18 protein-coding genes are annotated in these 17,874 nt (G+C 41.0%); 14 read left to right on the top strand and 4 right to left on the bottom strand.

The genetic code is table 11. The features are described from left to right. The first annotated feature begins 150 nt into the window (after positions 1-150). The 12 genes from K1720_RS01335 to K1720_RS01280 all read left to right on the top strand — a co-directional run bounded on the left by K1720_RS01335 (position 151) and on the right by K1720_RS01280 (position 13,091). On the top strand, positions 151-498 hold the full coding sequence (locus K1720_RS01335; RefSeq protein WP_251949440.1) for an ArsR/SmtB family transcription factor: 348 nt from the start codon (positions 151-153) through the stop codon (positions 496-498). A 2-nt stretch (positions 499-500) separates the two neighbouring features. Beyond that, positions 501-2,591 carry a heavy metal translocating P-type ATPase gene (locus tag K1720_RS01330; protein ID WP_251949439.1) on the top strand — a complete coding sequence of 697 codons (2,091 nt, stop codon included), beginning with the start codon at positions 501-503 and terminating at the stop codon, positions 2,589-2,591. A gap of 5 nt (positions 2,592-2,596) precedes the next feature. After that, positions 2,597-3,157 carry a methyltransferase family protein gene (locus tag K1720_RS01325; RefSeq protein WP_251949438.1) on the top strand — a complete coding sequence of 187 codons (561 nt, stop codon included), beginning with the start codon at positions 2,597-2,599 and terminating at the stop codon, positions 3,155-3,157. A 53-nt stretch (positions 3,158-3,210) separates the two neighbouring features. Beyond that, positions 3,211-3,870: a corrinoid protein-associated methyltransferase CpaM gene (cpaM, locus tag K1720_RS01320; protein ID WP_251949437.1), complete on the top strand. Its 660-nt coding sequence runs from the start codon at positions 3,211-3,213 to the stop codon at positions 3,868-3,870. A 4-nt stretch (positions 3,871-3,874) separates the two neighbouring features. Beyond that, positions 3,875-5,017 carry an HgcAB-like fusion protein gene (locus K1720_RS01315; RefSeq protein ID WP_251949436.1) on the top strand — a complete coding sequence of 381 codons (1,143 nt, stop codon included), beginning with the start codon at positions 3,875-3,877 and terminating at the stop codon, positions 5,015-5,017. Positions 5,018-5,151: 134 nt separating this feature from the next. Further along, positions 5,152-6,048, top strand: a complete 897-nt coding sequence (locus tag K1720_RS01310) for a hypothetical protein (protein WP_251949435.1) — start codon at positions 5,152-5,154, stop codon at positions 6,046-6,048. A 110-nt stretch (positions 6,049-6,158) separates the two neighbouring features. Continuing rightward, positions 6,159-6,617, top strand: a complete 459-nt coding sequence (locus tag K1720_RS01305) for a DUF302 domain-containing protein (protein WP_251949434.1) — start codon at positions 6,159-6,161, stop codon at positions 6,615-6,617. 70 nt (positions 6,618-6,687) lie between these two features. Beyond that, a complete protein-coding gene (locus K1720_RS01300) occupies positions 6,688-8,832 on the top strand; it encodes a heavy metal translocating P-type ATPase (RefSeq protein ID WP_251949433.1) in 2,145 nt (714 codons plus the stop codon). Positions 8,833-8,939: 107 nt separating this feature from the next. Beyond that, entirely contained in the window at positions 8,940-11,345 is a 2,406-nt protein-coding gene (locus K1720_RS01295; RefSeq protein WP_251949432.1) for an efflux RND transporter permease subunit, read from the top strand. 32 nt (positions 11,346-11,377) lie between these two features. Next, a complete protein-coding gene (locus K1720_RS01290) occupies positions 11,378-11,941 on the top strand; it encodes a TetR/AcrR family transcriptional regulator (protein WP_251949431.1) in 564 nt (187 codons plus the stop codon). A gap of 193 nt (positions 11,942-12,134) precedes the next feature. Further along, positions 12,135-12,434: an SHOCT domain-containing protein gene (locus K1720_RS01285; protein ID WP_251949430.1), complete on the top strand. Its 300-nt coding sequence runs from the start codon at positions 12,135-12,137 to the stop codon at positions 12,432-12,434. 99 nt (positions 12,435-12,533) lie between these two features. Continuing rightward, positions 12,534-13,091: an SRPBCC family protein gene (locus K1720_RS01280; RefSeq protein WP_251949429.1), complete on the top strand. Its 558-nt coding sequence runs from the start codon at positions 12,534-12,536 to the stop codon at positions 13,089-13,091. Here the strand turns inward: K1720_RS01280 and K1720_RS01275 are convergent. The 4 genes from K1720_RS01275 to K1720_RS01260 all read right to left on the bottom strand — a co-directional run bounded on the left by K1720_RS01275 (position 13,088) and on the right by K1720_RS01260 (position 16,965). Beyond that, a complete protein-coding gene (locus K1720_RS01275) occupies positions 13,088-13,819 on the bottom strand; it encodes a class I SAM-dependent methyltransferase (protein WP_251949428.1) in 732 nt (243 codons plus the stop codon). The two genes, K1720_RS01280 and K1720_RS01275, sit on opposite strands and share 4 nt — an antisense overlap. Further along, positions 13,816-14,973, bottom strand: coding sequence for a cystathionine gamma-synthase (locus tag K1720_RS01270; protein ID WP_251949427.1), 1,158 nt, complete (start codon positions 14,971-14,973; stop codon positions 13,816-13,818). The genes K1720_RS01275 and K1720_RS01270 overlap by 4 nt, the downstream gene beginning before the upstream one ends. Next, positions 14,970-16,154 carry a PLP-dependent cysteine synthase family protein gene (locus K1720_RS01265; RefSeq protein WP_251949426.1) on the bottom strand — a complete coding sequence of 395 codons (1,185 nt, stop codon included), beginning with the start codon at positions 16,152-16,154 and terminating at the stop codon, positions 14,970-14,972. The genes K1720_RS01270 and K1720_RS01265 overlap by 4 nt, the downstream gene beginning before the upstream one ends. Before the next feature lie 193 nt (positions 16,155-16,347). Next, on the bottom strand, positions 16,348-16,965 hold the full coding sequence (locus K1720_RS01260) for a class I SAM-dependent methyltransferase (RefSeq protein WP_251950439.1): 618 nt from the start codon (positions 16,963-16,965) through the stop codon (positions 16,348-16,350). 155 nt (positions 16,966-17,120) lie between these two features. Here K1720_RS01260 and K1720_RS01255 point away from each other — a divergent pair, with 155 nt between their 5' ends. Then, positions 17,121-17,456, top strand: a complete 336-nt coding sequence (locus K1720_RS01255) for a hypothetical protein (RefSeq protein ID WP_251949425.1) — start codon at positions 17,121-17,123, stop codon at positions 17,454-17,456. Between the two features lie 49 nt (positions 17,457-17,505). Continuing rightward, positions 17,506-17,859: a hypothetical protein gene (locus K1720_RS01250; RefSeq protein WP_251949424.1), complete on the top strand. Its 354-nt coding sequence runs from the start codon at positions 17,506-17,508 to the stop codon at positions 17,857-17,859. The last annotated feature ends 15 nt before the right edge of the window (positions 17,860-17,874 follow it).

Raw genomic sequence — 17,874 nt, 5'->3', positions numbered from 1 at the left:
GCAAACAATACCCTAACCTTTCTGTGAACTTTGAGCCGGGTTGGCATTCTTTGCTTTTTTCCAACTTGGCCCCCCTACTTCTATCATGGAGAGGTCAATGATAAGATTTATAAATACTTGCACAATTGTTCAAATGTAGAGGTGACAAAAATGACGGAGATATGTAAAGTGTATGAAGAGCACTTGGACAAAATAATTGAAGCTAAAAAGAAACTACCGGAGGAGGAGTTAATTTTGGATGTTGCGGATTTTTTTGATGCTTTAGGCAATCCAACTAGGTTGAAAATACTTTTTGCACTTTTGGAGGAGGAATTATGTACATGTGACCTCTCAAATATTACGGGGCTTTCTGTCTCTGCGGTATCACATCAGCTCAGGATTTTAAAAGATAGGAAAATGGTGACCTACAGAAAGGATGGAAAGAATGTTTTCTACAAATTAAACGATGAACATGTTAGAGAAATTCTGAATGTTGCGTTGAAGCACATGGAGGAGTGAAAATGCCAAAAAAACTTAAGCTCGAGGGCCTTGGCTGTGCAAACTGTGCCTACGAAATTGAGGAAGCGCTGAAAAAGGAAGGCTTTGAGTTTGCGCTGGTGAACTTCACAACGAGTGAGCTGGTTATTGAGGGCGACGTGGAGAAGGCCAAAGAGATAGTGAAAAAGGTCGAACCGAGTGTTAGGATAATTGAGAAGGAAGAGCATCACCATAACCATGACGACAGACATCACCACGATCACGACGAAGACCCAAGAAAGATGCTCTATCTCATAATACCTTCGCTCGTGCTCTTCACAGTGGGGATGCTCTTGAGATACTATTACAACTACGACAATGCCTTTGTGCTTGGAATATTTGTTACAAGCTATCTCTTAGTGGGCTGGAAGGTGCTGAGAAACGCTTTTGTCAACTCGGTGCATGGAAACGTCTTTGACGAGAACTTCCTCATAGCTATAGCCACACTGGGAGCGTTTGCCATCCGTGAATACCCTGAAGCTGTGGGGGTTATGCTGTTCTACATCGTTGGCGAGTTCTTCCAAGATATAGCTGTTAACAGATCAAGGCGCTCAATTAAAGCATTGCTATCTTTGAAAGCTGAGTATGCTAACTTGAAAATTAGTGATAAACTAATTAAAGTCAAGCCGGAAGAACTTAAAGTTGGAGATATAATTGTTATCAAGCCTGGTGAGAGGGTTCCTGTTGATGGGATTGTTTTAGAAGGAAGTTCAAATGTTGACACTTCAGCATTAACTGGCGAAAGCGTGCCAAGGACAGTAAAGGAAGGGGATGAGATTCTCTCGGGAATGGTGAACTTGAGCGGTCTTTTGACAGTCAAAGTTACAAAAGAGCTTAGGGAGTCAACTATTTCAAGGATTTTGGAGCTTGTTGAGAATGCAAGTGCAAGAAAGGCTAAAACGGAGAAGTTTATCACGCGTTTTGCTCATTATTACACTCCAGCAGTTGTGGGGTTAGCTACACTCGTTGCTGTAATTCCCCCATTAGCTTTTGGGGAACCCTTCTCCAAATGGCTTTACAGAGCTTTAGTCCTCTTGGTGATATCATGTCCTTGTGCCCTTGTACTTTCAATACCCCTCGGCTACTTTGGTGGAATTGGGAAGTCAGCTAGAGAAGGAATACTAGTTAAGGGGTCAAACTTCCTTGATGCTCTAGGTAGGGCAACGATTGTCGCCTTTGACAAAACCGGGACGTTAACAAAGGGCGTCTTTAAAGTTACAAAAATAGAGACGAGAAACGGCTTTAGTGAAGCAGATATTCTAAATTCCGCTGCTTTAGCTGAGGCTCACTCGAATCATCCAATTGCAAAGGCGATAAAAGATGCGTATGGAAAAGAAATCAACGAAGCTCAAATAAAGGAGTATGAAGAAATAGCAGGACATGGTGTCAGGACAAAGATAGACAGCGTTGAAGTGATGGTTGGAAATGACAGGCTTTTGCACAAGTTTGGGATAGAACATGACACATGCAGAGTCAAAGGTACTGTGGCCCATGTTGTGATTAATGGCAAGTATGCTGGTTACATAGTAATTTCAGATGAAATAAAGGAGGACGCTCCAAAGGCCGTGAAAGAGCTCAAACGTCTTGGCGTTAAGAAAGTTGTGATGGTCACAGGTGATAACAAAGATGTTGCTGCTGAAATAGCAAGACAAATTGGTCTGGATGACTTCTACGCCGAGCTTTTGCCTGAAGATAAAGTCAAGGTCATTGAAGAGCTTGAGAAAAAGAAGGCACCTAATGAGAAGATCATTTTTGTAGGGGATGGGATAAACGATGCCCCAGTGCTTGCAAGAGCTGATGTGGGTGTTGCAATGGGGGCCTTAGGAAGCGATGCCGCTATAGAGACAGCTGATATAGTTATAATGGATGACAAGCCTTCAAAGTTGCCAAGGGGGATAAAAGTTGCAAGGAAGACACAGAGGATAGTGTGGCAGAATATAATCTTCGCCCTTGGGGTAAAGCTGGCATTTATAAGTCTTGGAATCCTTGGAGAAGCAACCATGTGGGAGGCAGTCTTTGCAGATGTCGGCGTTGCGCTGATAGCAGTCTTCAACGCGATGAGGATTTTGAGGTGATGGAGATGCTCTATGTGCTTGGTGTTATTTTATTTATTTTTCTGTCCCTGTATTCATGGTTTGGGATAAAGAAGGCTTATGAGAAAGGAAATACTCTGGCTACAAATGTTGCAGTTGCTATATGGGCGGGTGATACAATCCACTTTTTCTTGGTTCTTTGGGCGTCGTTAAAGGAACTCTGGCTGATGCCGATTAACAAAACAGTTGCTTTGGCGGGTGGGATAACTATGGCAGTTCTTGGAGTCGCAATAATGCTTCTCGGCATGCTGGAGTTCCGCTCATTTAAGAAAATGTCTGGCATGGAGTCATCAAGGCTAATAACATCGGGGATCTACAGATACAGTAGAAATCCGCAGTATGTCGGATGGTTTCTAGCGCTTTTGGGAATCTCAATTGCGGGGCGTTCTCTCCTTGCGCTTTTGCTTACGATAGCACTTATCATTGGAATTCACTTGTATAATGTTAAGCTTGAGGAGCCCTATCTGGAGCGTGTATTTGGAGAAGAGTACTTGAAATACAAAAAGAGCACTCCAAGATATTTTGGATTCCCAAGGAAAGTTCGCTGAGTATGGGAGAGGTTTAAAAGCAGTCTGGAGTAAATTATCATTAGGAGATGTGAATGGGTGCATACATCTTAATGAAACTTCTTGAATCCGCCCCAAGCAAGTACGATAGGGGCATTCAGATTCTTACACTCGGAAAGCTCGATGAAGCATACGACCGATTGACCGCTTTTATAAAACCAGGCCAGAGGGTGCTTGATTTAGGGTGCGGGACGGGAGCACTCACGATACGGGCCGCCATGAAAGGTGCAGAGGTTAAGGCTATCGACATCAACCCTCAAATGCTTGAAATTGCACAGAAAAAGGTGGAGAAGGTGAAACTTACGCACAGGGTTGAGCTGTGCGAGATGGGGGTTGCGGAGCTTAATACTGAATCCACGGGGAGCTATGATGTAGTGATGGCGGGGCTGTGCTTCTCTGAACTGGGTGAGGATGAGCTAAGCTATGCCCTGAAGGAGATAAAGAGGATACTGAAGCCCGGGGGACTTTTGCTGATTGCCGATGAAACTGTGCCCCAGAATCCTCTGAAGAGGATTATTAATCTGTTGGTCAGATTGCCCCTTGTTGTGGTTACCTATCTTCTTACCCAGACTACAACAAGGGCGATAAAGGATCTTCCCAGAAGGGTGGAGGAAGAAGGATTTATAATTGAATCAATCAGGTGGAGCTGGATGGGAGATTTCGTGGAGATAGTTGCAAGAAATCCCGGGAGATGAGGATATGCTTAGATATATTATTGTAAACATCGTGGGGACTCTTCTAAGGGGGTTTCCAATGCCCTGCAGGACAGGCTTGATTAAAATAGGAAATCCTGATGAAGATTCACCTGTCTTTCTGACTGCCAACTACTGTGTAACGGTTGAGCGGGTAAAAAGGGTTCTTGAAAAGAGTGCTATAGACTGCTACCTTCTAGTAGCCAACAGCAAAGGTATTAATGTGTGGTGTTCCGCTGCGGGAGGGTATCTTACTCATCACGAGGTCATATCAGCTTTAAAAACGAGCGGAATTGAAAAACTTGTAAAGCACAGAAATGTTGTGCTTCCTCAGCTTGCCGCGGCAGGCGTTGAGGCAAGAAAGGTAAAGGAAAAAACCGGGTGGAATATAATATGGGGGCCCGTCTATGCAAAAGACATCCCCGGGTTTATTAAGAATGGCTACAAAAAACCTCCAGAAATGCGAGAGGTTAAGTTCCCTCTGCTGCACCGCATTGAAATGGCGGTTATGTGGGCTTTTCCTTTTTCCATAATAGTGGCTTTTTTGGCATTTTTCTTATGGCGCAGTGCTGTGCTACCACTATTTGCTCTCACATGGCTGCTGCCCATCATGATTTTTATCTCGTTCCCTCTATATTCCAAGTTTTTAAATCTAAGAAAGAATGGCATTGGCGTGAGTAGATACACCGTTATCTTTGATTTTGGTAGAGTTCCCCTAATTCTAGAGGGAGTCTTTATTTTCCTCCTCATTGTGTATGGCTTTTTCACAGGACATCTAAGTTTTGAATTCCTTCTTCGCTGGGGTTTTGTGTCGTTCATCATAATTATGCTCGTAAGCATAGATTTAATGGGCAGCACCCCGGTCTATAAGAGCGGCCTGCATGAGGAACGTCTTTTGAGGGTGGCCCTGGATGAAGAAAAATGCACGGGTTGTGGAGTCTGTGTGCAGGTGTGTCCAAGGAACTGCTATGAAATCGAGCGAGTCGCCATGATGCCCCGAGCGGAGAGATGTGTCCAGTGTGGTGCGTGTATCGTCCAATGTCCCTTTGATGCCCTTTACTTTGTGAGTCCCGAGGGTAGGACAATACCGCCTGAAGTTACCAGAAAGTTTAAGCTCAACCTTATGGGCAAGAGGCTTGTGAGGATATAACTGATGTGTTCCTGAAACACACTTATGAGGAAGTTTCTGGAAGCCGGCATTCTCTTCCTCCTGAAGGGAGAGGCTTAAAAAAAGAAAATGTAAAAGCTTAATTAGTGAATCATCTAATGTTTAAGGGGATACCCATGAGGGAATTTTCCAAGAGAATACTTGCAGTTTTTTCACTAGGTTTCATTCTGATGTTCTACTCTGAAATGATGTTCTGGGCGCGTTGGAGGCCGGAAGATACTATTTTGGGCCTTTTGGTGACGTGGTTTGTTTATTCTGTTCTGGCGTTCTTCGTGCTCCTATTTTTTGAACGTTTTTGTGTGGATGACATTTATTCGATCTTTCTTCTCGGGGCACTATTTGGTTGGCTCGTCGAAGGAGTTGTCGTTCAGACAGCCTATGAGGCCTTTCCTTTCCAGCTCGTATGGACTCCTTTAGCATGGCATGCGCTGATATCTGTCCTTGTTGGTCTCTACTTTGTTGGGAATGCTTTAAGTGAATGGAAGTTCAAAAAAGCAGCAGCTTTTTTTGCACTTATCGGGGTTTTTTGGGGTGTATGGGCAATCTACTGGAAGTTTGAGGATGGTTATGCGATAACCACAGCTGAATTTGCAGTTTATGCATTCTCAACGGGGATTGCTCTGATGGCATCGTATATAGTCTTCAACTTGGTTCACCCTAGAACCTTTGAGCCGACCAAACCAGAAACATGGATTTTTAGTGGGGTTTTGGCGTTTTTTGCTTTATCAACGGTTGTGGCAATTCCATTTTCGCCCCTTGTGCTTTTGCCGCTCCTTGGGGTCTCATTCTATGCTCTCAAAAAGCTTAGTGGAAGAGAGAGTATTCTTTTTCAGTTCTCTAAGATAAATCCTTGCAGATATGTCATGGTCCTCTTCATGCCCCTCTCGGCAGTAATAGTGTATGCATTTCTTAGGGAAGTTTGGCTTGAGGTGAACGTTCTTGTTGCCCTCACAACCTCTAGTGTGGGCATTTTCATCTTTCTGAAAGCTATTTATAAGGCCTTGCAGATTTGACTTTTCATTTTGTAAAATTTGCCTAATGGAAATTTTGTTTCTGATAATGATAATCCTATTAACCTTTCGAATTGATAAGGATATTGAAAATAAAAAAAGGTGATACAAAAATGAAGGATGAATGCAAAGGTCATGAAAAGAAAATAAAGCATGTTCGTGGAATGTCTGTGGTGGAAAACTTGGAAAGTGAATACACTTATGTGAAAGAAGTGGAGTTAAATTTTGAGGATGCTGTAGAGAGAGTTAAAGAGGAACTTAAAAAAGAAAGTTTCGGCGTGCTCAGTGAGATACGTGTGGATAAGTTGTTTAAAGAAAAAATGGGCCTTGAAATAGAGCCGTATATCATCCTAGGGGCATGCAATCCAAACTACTCAAGTCAACTCATAAGTATTGATATCAATAGCGGTGCATTTCTCCCATGTAACATACTGGTGTATGTCAAAGACAAGAAAACATATGTGAGTGCAATGTTGCCGACTAAAGCTATAGAAATCACAGGAAATGAAGAGTTACTAAAAGTGTCAGAGCAAGTTGAAAGAATTTTGAAAAATGTTGTTGACAAAGTTTAATTTTTTACTGTTATTAATTAAAAAGTGTTATTAAGGATCTAAAGTATATATGAAATATATGGTGGTCAATATGAAAGAGAAAAAAATTGATGAGAAACACGGAAATATGGAAAATCATGTAGAAATGAACCATGAGAGACATGAAAAAGACCATATGCAGATGGAACATGAGAGCACGCATGAAGAAGTAGAACATGGAGGGCATGAAATGCATGCTCACGAGGAGCACGAGATGCGTAAACATGAACATGGAGAGCACAAACATTCACATGCAGAACATCACAAAATGATGATGGAAGATTTCAAGAGGAGGTTTATAGTTTCTGCAATACTCACAATTCCCATATTACTTCTCTCTCCGTTAATTCAGAAGTTTTTGGGATTTACATTCACATTTAAGGGAGACCATTATGTCCTCTTTACACTTTCGGCAATAGTGTACTTCTACGGAGGTTGGCCATTCCTTAACGGCATGATAGATGAGCTCAAGAAAAAATTACCTGGAATGATGACTCTCATAGCCCTAGCAATTACAGTAGCGTTTTCATATAGTGTTGCTGTAACCTTTGGACTTCCGGGGAAAACTTTTTACTGGGAGCTTGCAACACTTATTGACATCATGCTTCTGGGCCACTACATAGAGATGCGTTCTGTTCTTGGTGCATCGAGAGCATTAGAGGAGCTAATAAAGTTAATGCCAACTGAAGCCCACTTAATAACTCCTGAAGGAGTTAAAGATGTCCCAGTAAGTGAATTGAAAAAGGGAGATATTGTTCTTGTTAAGCCTGGAGAGAAAATACCTTCAGATGGTATTATAATAGATGGAGAAACAAGTGTAAACGAGGCAATGCTCACAGGTGAGTCAAAGCCAGTTTATAAGAAGGTAGGAGACGGTGTAATAGGTGGTTCAATAAATCTTGAAGGTGCTATAAAAGTTAGGATAGAGAAAACTGGAAAGGATACATATCTAATGCAGGTGGTTGAACTTGTAAGACAGGCCCAAGAGACGAGATCCAGGACTCAAGACTTAGCAAATAGAGCAGCTTTTTGGCTTACTCTTATAGCGATAACTGCAGGGAGCATAACTCTTGGTAGTTGGCTTTACTTAGGAATGCCATTTGTTTTTGCTCTTGAAAGAATGGTCACCGTCATGGTTATAACCTGTCCGCATGCGCTTGGACTGGCAGTTCCTTTAGTGGTTTCGGTCTCCACATCAATTTCAGCGAAGAAGGGAATACTTATTAGGAACAGAGAGGCCTTTGAAAGAGCAAAGGATGTTCAAGTGGTTGTATTTGACAAGACAGGAACACTTACCGAGGGAAAATTTGAGGTAACTGACGTTATTCCACTTGATGAATTTGAGGAGGGAGAGCTAATAAAATATGCTGCTACTTTAGAAAGTCATTCCTCTCACCCAATAGCTCAGGGAATAGTAGAAAAAGCTAAAGAGCTTGGCATTGAGTTCTATGATATAGAAGAATCCAAAGTTCTTCCAGGTAAGGGCGTTCAGGGGATTATTAATGGTAAAGAAGTGTTCGTCGTGAGCCCAGGCTTTCTAAAGGAGAAAGGCCTTTGGAAAGATGATGAACGTGTTAACAAAGTTCTCGAGCAGGGCAAGACAGTGGTATTCTTGCTTATTGATGGTAGGCTCGCAGGTGCTTTGGCTTTAGCCGATAGAATAAGGCCAGAATCCCGAGAAGCTGTGAAGAGGCTCCATGAGATGGGGATTAAAGCATACATGCTCACAGGCGACAATGCTAAAGTCGCAAAATGGGTGGCGGAGGAACTTGGTTTAGATGGATTCTTTGCTGAGGTACTGCCACATCAGAAATCTGAAAAAGTACAAGAGCTCCAAAAAGAAGGTTTAATTGTTGCAATGGTAGGAGACGGAATAAACGATGCTCCAGCTTTGATTCAAGCTGATGTAGGGATTGCTATTGGAGCTGGAACTGACGTGGCAATAGAAAGTGCAGATATAATTTTAGTTAAAAACGATCCCAGAGATGTCATAACAGCGATACATCTTGCAAGGGCAACCTATGGGAAGATGGTGCAGAACTTGGCATGGGCTACCGGATATAATACGTTTGCAATCCCTTTGGCAGCGGGGACACTTTACAGCTATGGAATACTATTAAGTCCAGCAGTTGGTGCTTTGTTAATGAGCTTAAGCACAGTTATAGTGGCAATAAATGCGAGGTTTTTGAAAGTCTAATGTAGTCACATTGGATTTTCTCTATTTTTATCATTGTTTTGTTTTCTAAGGGGTTAAGTTTAAATAGTATAATGACCGACTGGTCGGTAGGTAAGAGGGGATTGAAAATGCAAAAAATAGTTAAATGGATTGCTTTTCATCCAAAAAGTGCTATAGCACTGGTTTTGGTCATTACACTTATCTTTACTTCTTTCACTGCTAATCTACAAGAGGAGACTAGTTTAGAGAGTCTGTTTCCTAATTACCCTGAAGTGGGAATAATGGAAGATATACAAAATGATTTTGGAAATCAGGAACCGGTGATAATACTTATTCGGGGGGAAGATGTCTTAACGCCGGAATATTTTAGGAAAACAGCAGATATCACAGAGAAAATCTGGAAAGATGCCATCATTAACTCTGCTTTAATGGAGCCCAAAGATGAGAGTATAACGTCTCTTCCTGAATTTTTGGCTGTCTATCAGCTTTCACTGAAAGGAAACTTTAATCCTTCCAAAGAACAGGTTTTGGAAGAAATACGCTCTTTTGTATCAAAAGACGAGATAATCAGAACTTTTAACGCTTTTCTGGAGGACCCAAACGTTCCTCAAGTTATGAAAGATTATGTTCTCGTTTTTCTGCCGAAGACCTTTGATGGAGATGTTATGAAAAGTAATAAGATGGTGATTTACATATCTTTAGATGCCGCCCTCTCGAATGGTGAGCTTGAGAAGACCGAGCTTAGAATTGAGAGCACAGCCAAAAGCGTTGATGCAAAAACTCTAACCTACGGTTTCAAGCTCTTGAACTACTACTATGTAAAAACGGAGGAGCGTTTAATTCCTGCATTTTTAATTGCGTTGATTTTAATCCTAGCCTTGATGATACTTAACTTTAAGGGCTTAAGCGATGTTGCAATCTCGCTAACAACACTCTTTTTAGCGATGCTTTGGACTTTTGGTCTAGCTGGGCTTTTGGGATGGAAAATTGACGTAATGGCTGGCATGGTGCCCATATTAATTCTTGGTTTGGGCATAGACTTCTCTTTTCACGTGCTCATGAACTACAGGGAGAAGCTTAAGGAAACTTCTGACCCTAAGAAGTCCGCTTATTTAGTGCTCTCCACAGTTGGAATTGCTCTTCTTTTGGCGATGGTTACAACTGTTGTAGGCTTTTCATCGAATGGAATTTCTAAAATTCCAAGCATGAGGCATTTTGGATTTCTTTCGGCTTTTTCAATTCTGGCGATTTTTGTGCTAAACTTAACATTTGTCCCTGCTATGAGGGAGTTGCTGGACTTAAGAAAAGCCAAAAGGCAGTTTAAAACCTCTAAAAAAAGAGAACTTGTTAAAAATGGTGTAATCAAAAGGCTTCTCTGGCTCATTAAGAAGCCTTCGATAGTGGTTATCTTTCTTATCATAATTTTTGGTGTAGCTCTACCTGGCTGGGTTTTGGGTTTTGGAATGAAAGCTTCGTATGATCCCACAGGGGAGTTAGCTACAGATTTAGACATAACCAAAGCTCATGATATCTTAAATGAAGAATTCGATGTTGGCACGGAGACTGTTTTCATACGGGTTGACGGCAAGTTAACGGACCCAAAATTCTGGGAAGAACTTGAAAAAGCTGTTGAAAATATGAACGATGACAAATATGTTGTTGTCTATGATGGAAAAGCTCGTGTGGAATGGATTTTAAGCCTGGTTCCATTCTTCACAATGGAAGATCAAAGAGTTGCGGGCGCTTACATCTTAGTGGATAAAAATAGGGATGGTAAAATCGATGGTGATGTAACCCCTGCAGAGCTAAAAGCTTTCTTAAGCGCTCTCTATGAGACTCCAATGGGGAAGTATTATCTCCACAAGGATGAAAATGGAAACTTTGATGGCTTAATAATAAGGGTTGCAACAAGGACAAAGCTTGGTTACCATGGCAAAAAGCTTTTGGAAGAGCTTAAAGAAGACTTTAAGGCCATTAACGCGAATGTAAGCTTTACGGGGATGCCAATAATCTGGGCCAGAGGGCTGGATGACATTAGGGATTCAATGGCAAACTCTATTTTCTTATGCTTAGCATTTGCTTTCATAGTGCTCCCAATAGCGTTTGGTCTTTTCCACCGTTCCCTATTTTTAGGATTCCTAACGGCTCTCCCCCCATTCATAACCATTGGATGGCTCTTTATGACGATGAAGTTCTTGGGAATTCCACTAAATATGATGACTGCAATGGTTGGAGCAATAATAGTTGGTATAGGAATAGATTATCCAATTCACATAGCAAATCGCTGGGCACTTGAAAGAAAAGAAGGTAAAACTCTGGAGGAGTGTTATGCAATTTCTCTATCTAGCACAGGAAAAGAGGTGCTGTACTCTGCTCTAACGACTCTCGTTGCCTTTGGAGTTTTTATTCTTATACCCATACCAGTAATTACCCAATTCGCCATTACAACGCTCTTTGGATTAATATACAGTTTTGTGGGGGCAGTACTAACTTTACCACTTCTCTTGAGGTTATTTTGGCACAGGGGTGATTGAAGTTGTGGAGATTATGGGGGGGTTGTTGAAAAATGAGGAGGAAAGAAACTAAAGAGAGGATTTTAGAGGTTGCTCTTGAACTTTTTAGCGAGAGAGCTTATGATAATGTTTCAATGGAGGAAATTGCGAAAAAAGTTGGACTCTCAAAAGGAGGGCTTTTCTATCACTTTTCCTCAAAATATGAGCTTGCTAAAGAAGCGTTGTTTTATGGATTTGACCAGTGGGCTAAGACAATATTTCCTAAAATTCTAAGTGCAAAGTCGCCGGAAGATAAGTTTAAAGCGCTGGTTGATTATTCATTTGAGTTTATTTTGAATAACCCAAAACTTTCGCGTTTTTTCTTAGAGGTTTATGAAGAGAGTATCAAACATGGAAACGAGTTGGAACAGTGGAAGGGATTTTATGAGGAGTATTTAGAGCTCTTCGATAGTATTTTTGAGGAACTTGGAGTCTTAAATCCAAGGGTAAGGGCAATACTTTTTGGGGCTCTTTTGGATGGTTTGACCATCCATTATCTAATGGCAGGGGAATATTTTGATATCAGAGATCTGAAAAAGGAAATTCTTGAAATCTTTCTTACTGGGAGAAAGGCCTGAGGGGTTGATGTTCATAATACATTGAAGATAGTGGGGTTAAAAAGAGGTAGGAGAGAGGGAAGGGATTCTAGACTGAAAGTAAAAAACTTATATTACTTTATTTTTTGTGAAATTGTAGGTTGTTATTTTTGCACTTTGGTAAAAATAAGAGATATAACTCTTTATAGATAAGTAATGAGTGAGGCGAGCAAAAATGATGTTTGAAAATTTTGGAAATTATCTCGTTCACATGGGAGAATTTGAATGGGGGTGGCACGACATGATGGGATTTGGTTACTTTGGGATCGTCGGGGCAATATTCATGCTCTTATTCTGGGTTGCAATAATAGTGGCAGTAGTATGGTTCATTAAGTGGATAATCGAGCAGAGCTCAAGTGGAGCTACAAAGACATCAAAAAATCGAGCACTTGAAATACTTGACGAGAAATATGCAAGAGGAGAAATAGACGACGAAGAATACGAGAGAAGAAAGAGGAAGCTCCTAGAAAGTTAGTTCATCCCATTTGTTTGCATATTTTTATATTTTTTAAGTTATCCCTCTAATTTTGTCAGAATATAGATGAATCTGCTTGATAAATGAAGGCGGTGGGAAATGAATTCTAAAAGATACGACGAGCAGGAGATTCACACAATTGTTAAGAGCCTTAAAAATACACAGGTTGAGTTTTTAGAGTGTAAAGCACCCCGAGGTTTTTCTCATTGTGTCAGGATAGCAGTGCTTATTGATGCAAGGGTTGAGGAGGTTTTTTCCCTCGTGTCCAACATCAACAATCACGCGCTGTTCTGGCCGGAATATGAGTTTAAATCGGGGGATGAGGGAAAATTGAGGAAAAACCTAATCTATCACACCCGCGAAAAAGGAGCAGAAAAATGGACAAAATATCAGATTGTAGACTTCAAGGAAAACTCTTTCTATTCCGGGGAGATGATGGAAGAGGAGACATTTTTAAAGAAATTGAGGTATGAACACTATTTCATCCCTGTGGATAATATGACCCTAAGTATTGAGAGCGTATATTACTCCCTTCGCTATGGTTTTCTGGGAAAAATCTTGAACCTCCTCATGGCAGAGCGCATCATCAAAAAAAGGCTTTTAAAAGCTCACTTAAAGCTAAAAGAAGTGGCAGAAAAAAGAAAGCTCCGCAGTTAAGCAAACACTGCTTTGTATAATCCAACTATTGCGTCGCCGACCTCACAATAGACATCCATATAGCTGGCTTTCACTTCCTTGAATATCTTTGAACCCATCTCTTTTATCTCCTCTAATGAAAACCCAAGGTGGGTGTCTTTTAAAGTTTCTTTGAGCTCCTCATGCTCATGTTTGAGGACATCAACTATTATCACCCTACCGCTTTCTTTTAAAACGCTCTTCATACTTTCTAGTACTCCGTTAGGATTGAGGAAGTGGTGGAACGCCAGAGTGGAGAGCACGATGTCGAATTCTTTTGGAGCATTTATGCTGTAGTGCTCGTTGGCAATCTCAATCGACTCCTTAATTTTCTCGGCAACTCCCCAAATGGGGGTTATGCCTTTTTCATTAAGCCTTTTCAGCATGCTTGGTGTTATGTCGAAGCCGTAGACCTCGACTTTTACGTCCTTTTCCTCAAGCTTCCTCTTGACTCTCTCCGTGAAGAACCCTGAACCAGCTGCGACGTCAAGAAGCTTAATTTTCCCCTTGTTTAGCTTCAGAATTTCTTTAACGATGTCGTTAACTATCGTTTCTATGCACTCGTCTCTGAGATACTCTCGCACTATGTCGTCTCTCTCCGGCGCTTCGATCTCGAAATATTCTATCTGCTCAACGAGCTCTTTTGCTGACTTCTCGTCAAAACCGAGCTTTTTCAAGAATCCTTTAACCTCACTGATGCTTGGTATCATTTTCTCACCGTCCCAAAGCCCCTCTCCAGGTCTTCAATGAGATCCTCAATGTCCTCTATTCCAACTGAAACTCTGATAAGGGAGTCTTTTATACCAACTTTCTCTCTTTCCTCCTTTGGAAGAGAGGCATGGGTCATCAAAGCTGGAAGCTCGATTAGTGATTCCACTCCTCCCAAGCTTTCAGCCAATGCAAAAATCTCCAAGCTCTCTACGAACTTTATTGCTTCCTTCAATCCTTCTTTAAGCTCGAATGAGAGCATTCCTCCAAAGCCGCGCATTTGCCTCTTCGCGAGCTCGTGCTGTGGATGTGAAGGCAAGCCTGGATAGTAAACCCTCTCAACCAATGGGTGCTCTTCCAAATACTTCGCAATCCTCATGGCGTTTTTCTCGTGCCTCTCCATCCTAACAGCAAGCGTTTTAATGCCTCTCATAACGAGCCAGGAGTCAAAGGGTGACAAAATTGCACCGACTGCGTTTTGATGGAACTTCAACTTTTCATAAATCTCATCACCATTTACCATCACGGCTCCTCCAACAACATCGGAGTGCCCTCCTAGGTATTTAGTGACGCTGTGGAGAACTATGTCAGCACCTAAGTCAAGGGGATTTTGGAAGTAGGGACTCGCAAATGTGTTGTCCACAACCACGAGTAAATCTCTCTCATGAGCAATCTCAGATATTGCCTTGATGTCAGCGAGCTTTAAGAGGGGATTTGTGGGAGTTTCGAGCCAAATCATCTTTGTGTTCTCTCTTATTGCACTTCTAACATTCTCAGGTTCTCTTGCATCAACGTAGGTAAACTCAATCCCAAAGCGCTCCATAACTTGGTTAAACAGTCTCTTAGTGCCACCGTAGAGATCGTCGAAAGCTACAACATGGTCTCCTTTCTTTAGTAATGCTAAGAGTATTGTGGATTCAGCAGCTAACCCTGAGGAAAAAGCCAACCCATACTTAGCGTTTTCAAGTGCTGCTAATTTTTTCTCAAGGTTATCCCTTGTGGGGTTGCCGCTTCTTGAGTAAACATAGCCTTCCTCAACTTCTCTCACACTTTTCTTTGCGAAAGTGGTTGAGAGGTGAATTGGGGAAACCACATCTCCATGCTGCATCTCCTTTGGATCTTCACCAACATGAATAGCTTTAGTTGAAAATCTCATCTCAATCCCTCCAGAACTTTTTCGTCATCAATCTCAAAACCGTTCTCAAGAAGCCATTTATCATTGAATATCTTTGTTAAATAGTTCCTTCCAGTGTCTGGGAATATTATAACGACCTTTTTTCCTTTTACTCCATTTTCTTTCAGATATTTTATTGTCCCATATAAAGCAGCTCCTGAAGAGCCGCCAACTAAGATACCTTCTTTCCTCGCCAAGAAGCGCGTCATTGCAAAGGCTTCCTGATCATTGACGACAACTATATCATCCACTAGGCTCAAATCAACGGTTTCTGGGAGAATGTCTTCTCCAATTCCTTCTACCAAATATGGATGGGCTTTTTTCACAGCCTCTTCTAAGCTCATTCCCTTCTTTACGAGATTGTATATTGAACCGACAGGATCAACGCCTATTATCTTCACGTCCCTTCTCTTTTCTTTTATGTAGCGTCCAATGCCAGTGATTGTTCCACCGGTACCGATGCCAGCGAATAGATAGTTTATGCTCCCTTTTGTTTGTTTCCAAATCTCTCTTGCTGTGGTTTCATAGTGTGCCAGAGGGTTGTATTTGTTGAAGTACTGGTTTGGAATGTAAGCGTAAGGTGTTTCTTCAATTCTCTCATCTAGAATTTCCCTAAGTTCATCAATCTTCTCCTCTTTTACAAGCTTTTGTACGTATTCCACTATCTCTTTAAGTTCTTCTCGAGTTACTGGCCTTTTTTTCTTCCAGATGAGGTTTCTTACAGCCTCAGCTACCTTGTAGTAAGAGTTTGGATCACCTGGGGCAACAGCAGTAGGTGTTCTGATCACGAAAGCTCCTAGGGCTTTGAGAAGAAACTCCTTTTCAAGACTCATTTTATCTGGCATCGTGAAAACTGTTAAGTATCCTTCATCTGCCGCCACCAGTGCTAAACCCAAGCCAGTATTCCCTGAAGTAGGCTCTATTATAACCCCGCCTTCAACTATTTTTCCTTCTTTTTTAGCGCCTTCAATCATGTATTTACCTATTCTGTCTTTTATACTTCCTCCGGGGTTGAAAAACTCTACTTTGGCATATAGCTCATTCTTGACGTTGAAGTACTTCTCTATCTTTTTAAGCCTGACTAAGGGGGTCTCTCCGATAGTCTGTACGATGTCATCATAAATACTCAATTTTGTGTAATTTTCTACCATCTTAACCCTCACCTACCCATTAATGAATAAAAATGCATATATATCTTTCGGTTGTGGCAAAGCCGCTTTTTGAAAAATTGAAAATATTTCGGCTAGATTTAACAAAAGGTTTGGAATAAAAGGTTTTGGACATAAATGTAGAATGGAGAAATGTTATTCATCCTGAAGACAAATTATAAAATGGTATATAAGGATGCTACCTTGATTATTTCTCTGTAGGTTTTGTGGCAATTATGAGCCTCACGATGTCAAAGAATAAATTCTCGACCTTTTCTACCTTAAAACCTGCTTTTTCAATATTTTTTTGAGTTTCCCTGAGCATCGAAGTGCCGAGAAGTGTTTTGATGAAAGGTTCCATGAGATAGAGGGGGATATTTAAAAATCTCGAGTTGCTTTTCATATGTTCCAAAAATATGGCAGTTCCTCCGGGTTTCAGGACCCTATATGCTTCTTTCAGTCCTTTAATTGGGTCAGGAACTGTACAAAAAACAAAGGTGCTTACAACAGTATCAAAGATATTGTCATCGAACTCCATATTTTGAGCGTCCATGTAGAGCAACTTAACATTATCTAATCCAAGTTCTTTCTTTCTTTTTTCAGCTTTTTCAAGCATTCCTCGACTGAAATCTATACCTATTACTTCAACACCTTCTGGATAATATGGAAGATTTTTTCCAGTTCCAATACCGATCTCAAGAACTTTGCCTTTAGCTAAGCTTAAAGCTTTCTTTCTATACTTTGAAAATGCTCTCATTTCCATAGGACTTTCAAAAAGATCGTAAATTTTTGAAAACCGATCATATTTTTTTGCTGGAGTATCCATTTTCTTCACAGTTTAGAGTTATGAAAACTTTCAATTAAGTTTATTCCTTCGATTTGGTAAACTTTACTATGGTTAATTCTCATAATGCAAATAATAAGCCTATTATCCATCGCCATCTTATCTGAGTGTGAGGATATAAAAAAGGTGATGTAGAAATGGAATGGAAGTCAATATTAATCGGGTTTATAATTGGAGCGCTCATAGCACTTCCTTATGGTTTAGCTCATTCAGGAGCATTTGATGAGGATGAAAGGGACGGTTTTTGGAATAAATTTGGACCAATGATGGGTCCTATGCATGGTGGAATGATGGGACATGGCATGATGGATGAACATGAGGAGATGGAGGAATACATGGAGACAGGCAACTTTGCTGAAATGCACGAGGAAATGGAAGAAGAGATGGAGGAGTACATGAGTGAAGACTGGAAAGAGATGCATGAATACTGTGAAAGGTTTATGGGTATAGAGGAAGATTCAGAAGATGAGTGAATTGATTAGCATTTTTATATTTTTGTAACCTTTTTTAGGAGGAAAGATCATGAGAAAGGGCCTTTTTGGGATTTTAATTTCAGTAGTACTAGTTCTGTCCATCTCATACTACGGCTTGGTTTCTAAGGGCCAATATATTTTTTCTGGATACATTGTTGAAGGTAGGCCTGTCGAGGTTCAAAATGCCATAGTTCTTGCTGACACTGATTGTATACCTGATAAAGAGTATACGACTCTTACATGCACTGCGATAATTGATATTGGGGGAGAAATTCTGAAAGTACGTTACACCCACCCTATTGATGTGCCATGCCTCTCAAGAGGGGATAAGGTTAATATATCTATAGAAGGGGATTCAACACTGAGGCTCATACGTGTAGGTAAACCCTCAATGGAGCACTAAATTGCCCACTAATCT

This window comes from Thermococcus argininiproducens, assembly GCF_023746595.1.
In the GTDB taxonomy this organism is placed as follows: Archaea; Methanobacteriota_B; Thermococci; order Thermococcales; family Thermococcaceae; genus Thermococcus_A; species Thermococcus_A argininiproducens.
Note: the sequence above shows the minus strand (reverse complement) of the source record. Positions and strands in the feature narration are given on the sequence as shown.

Excerpts from the sequence above, each read along its gene's own strand:
- K1720_RS01335 (WP_251949440.1), top strand. The coding sequence starts at position 151 with ATGACGGAGATATGTAAAGTGTATGAAGAGCACTTGGACAAAATAATT.
- K1720_RS01330 (WP_251949439.1), top strand. The coding sequence starts at position 501 with ATGCCAAAAAAACTTAAGCTCGAGGGCCTTGGCTGTGCAAACTGTGCC.
- K1720_RS01325 (WP_251949438.1), top strand. The coding sequence starts at position 2,597 with ATGCTCTATGTGCTTGGTGTTATTTTATTTATTTTTCTGTCCCTGTAT.
- cpaM (WP_251949437.1), top strand. The coding sequence starts at position 3,211 with ATGGGTGCATACATCTTAATGAAACTTCTTGAATCCGCCCCAAGCAAG.
- K1720_RS01315 (WP_251949436.1), top strand. The coding sequence starts at position 3,875 with ATGCTTAGATATATTATTGTAAACATCGTGGGGACTCTTCTAAGGGGG.
- K1720_RS01310 (WP_251949435.1), top strand. The coding sequence starts at position 5,152 with ATGAGGGAATTTTCCAAGAGAATACTTGCAGTTTTTTCACTAGGTTTC.
- K1720_RS01305 (WP_251949434.1), top strand. The coding sequence starts at position 6,159 with ATGAAGGATGAATGCAAAGGTCATGAAAAGAAAATAAAGCATGTTCGT.
- K1720_RS01300 (WP_251949433.1), top strand. The coding sequence starts at position 6,688 with ATGAAAGAGAAAAAAATTGATGAGAAACACGGAAATATGGAAAATCAT.
- K1720_RS01295 (WP_251949432.1), top strand. The coding sequence starts at position 8,940 with ATGCAAAAAATAGTTAAATGGATTGCTTTTCATCCAAAAAGTGCTATA.
- K1720_RS01290 (WP_251949431.1), top strand. The coding sequence starts at position 11,378 with ATGAGGAGGAAAGAAACTAAAGAGAGGATTTTAGAGGTTGCTCTTGAA.
- K1720_RS01285 (WP_251949430.1), top strand. The coding sequence starts at position 12,135 with ATGATGTTTGAAAATTTTGGAAATTATCTCGTTCACATGGGAGAATTT.
- K1720_RS01280 (WP_251949429.1), top strand. The coding sequence starts at position 12,534 with ATGAATTCTAAAAGATACGACGAGCAGGAGATTCACACAATTGTTAAG.
- K1720_RS01275 (WP_251949428.1), bottom strand. The coding sequence starts at position 13,819 with ATGATACCAAGCATCAGTGAGGTTAAAGGATTCTTGAAAAAGCTCGGT.
- K1720_RS01270 (WP_251949427.1), bottom strand. The coding sequence starts at position 14,973 with ATGAGATTTTCAACTAAAGCTATTCATGTTGGTGAAGATCCAAAGGAG.
- K1720_RS01260 (WP_251950439.1), bottom strand. The coding sequence starts at position 16,965 with ATGGATACTCCAGCAAAAAAATATGATCGGTTTTCAAAAATTTACGAT.
- K1720_RS01255 (WP_251949425.1), top strand. The coding sequence starts at position 17,121 with ATGGAATGGAAGTCAATATTAATCGGGTTTATAATTGGAGCGCTCATA.
- K1720_RS01250 (WP_251949424.1), top strand. The coding sequence starts at position 17,506 with ATGAGAAAGGGCCTTTTTGGGATTTTAATTTCAGTAGTACTAGTTCTG.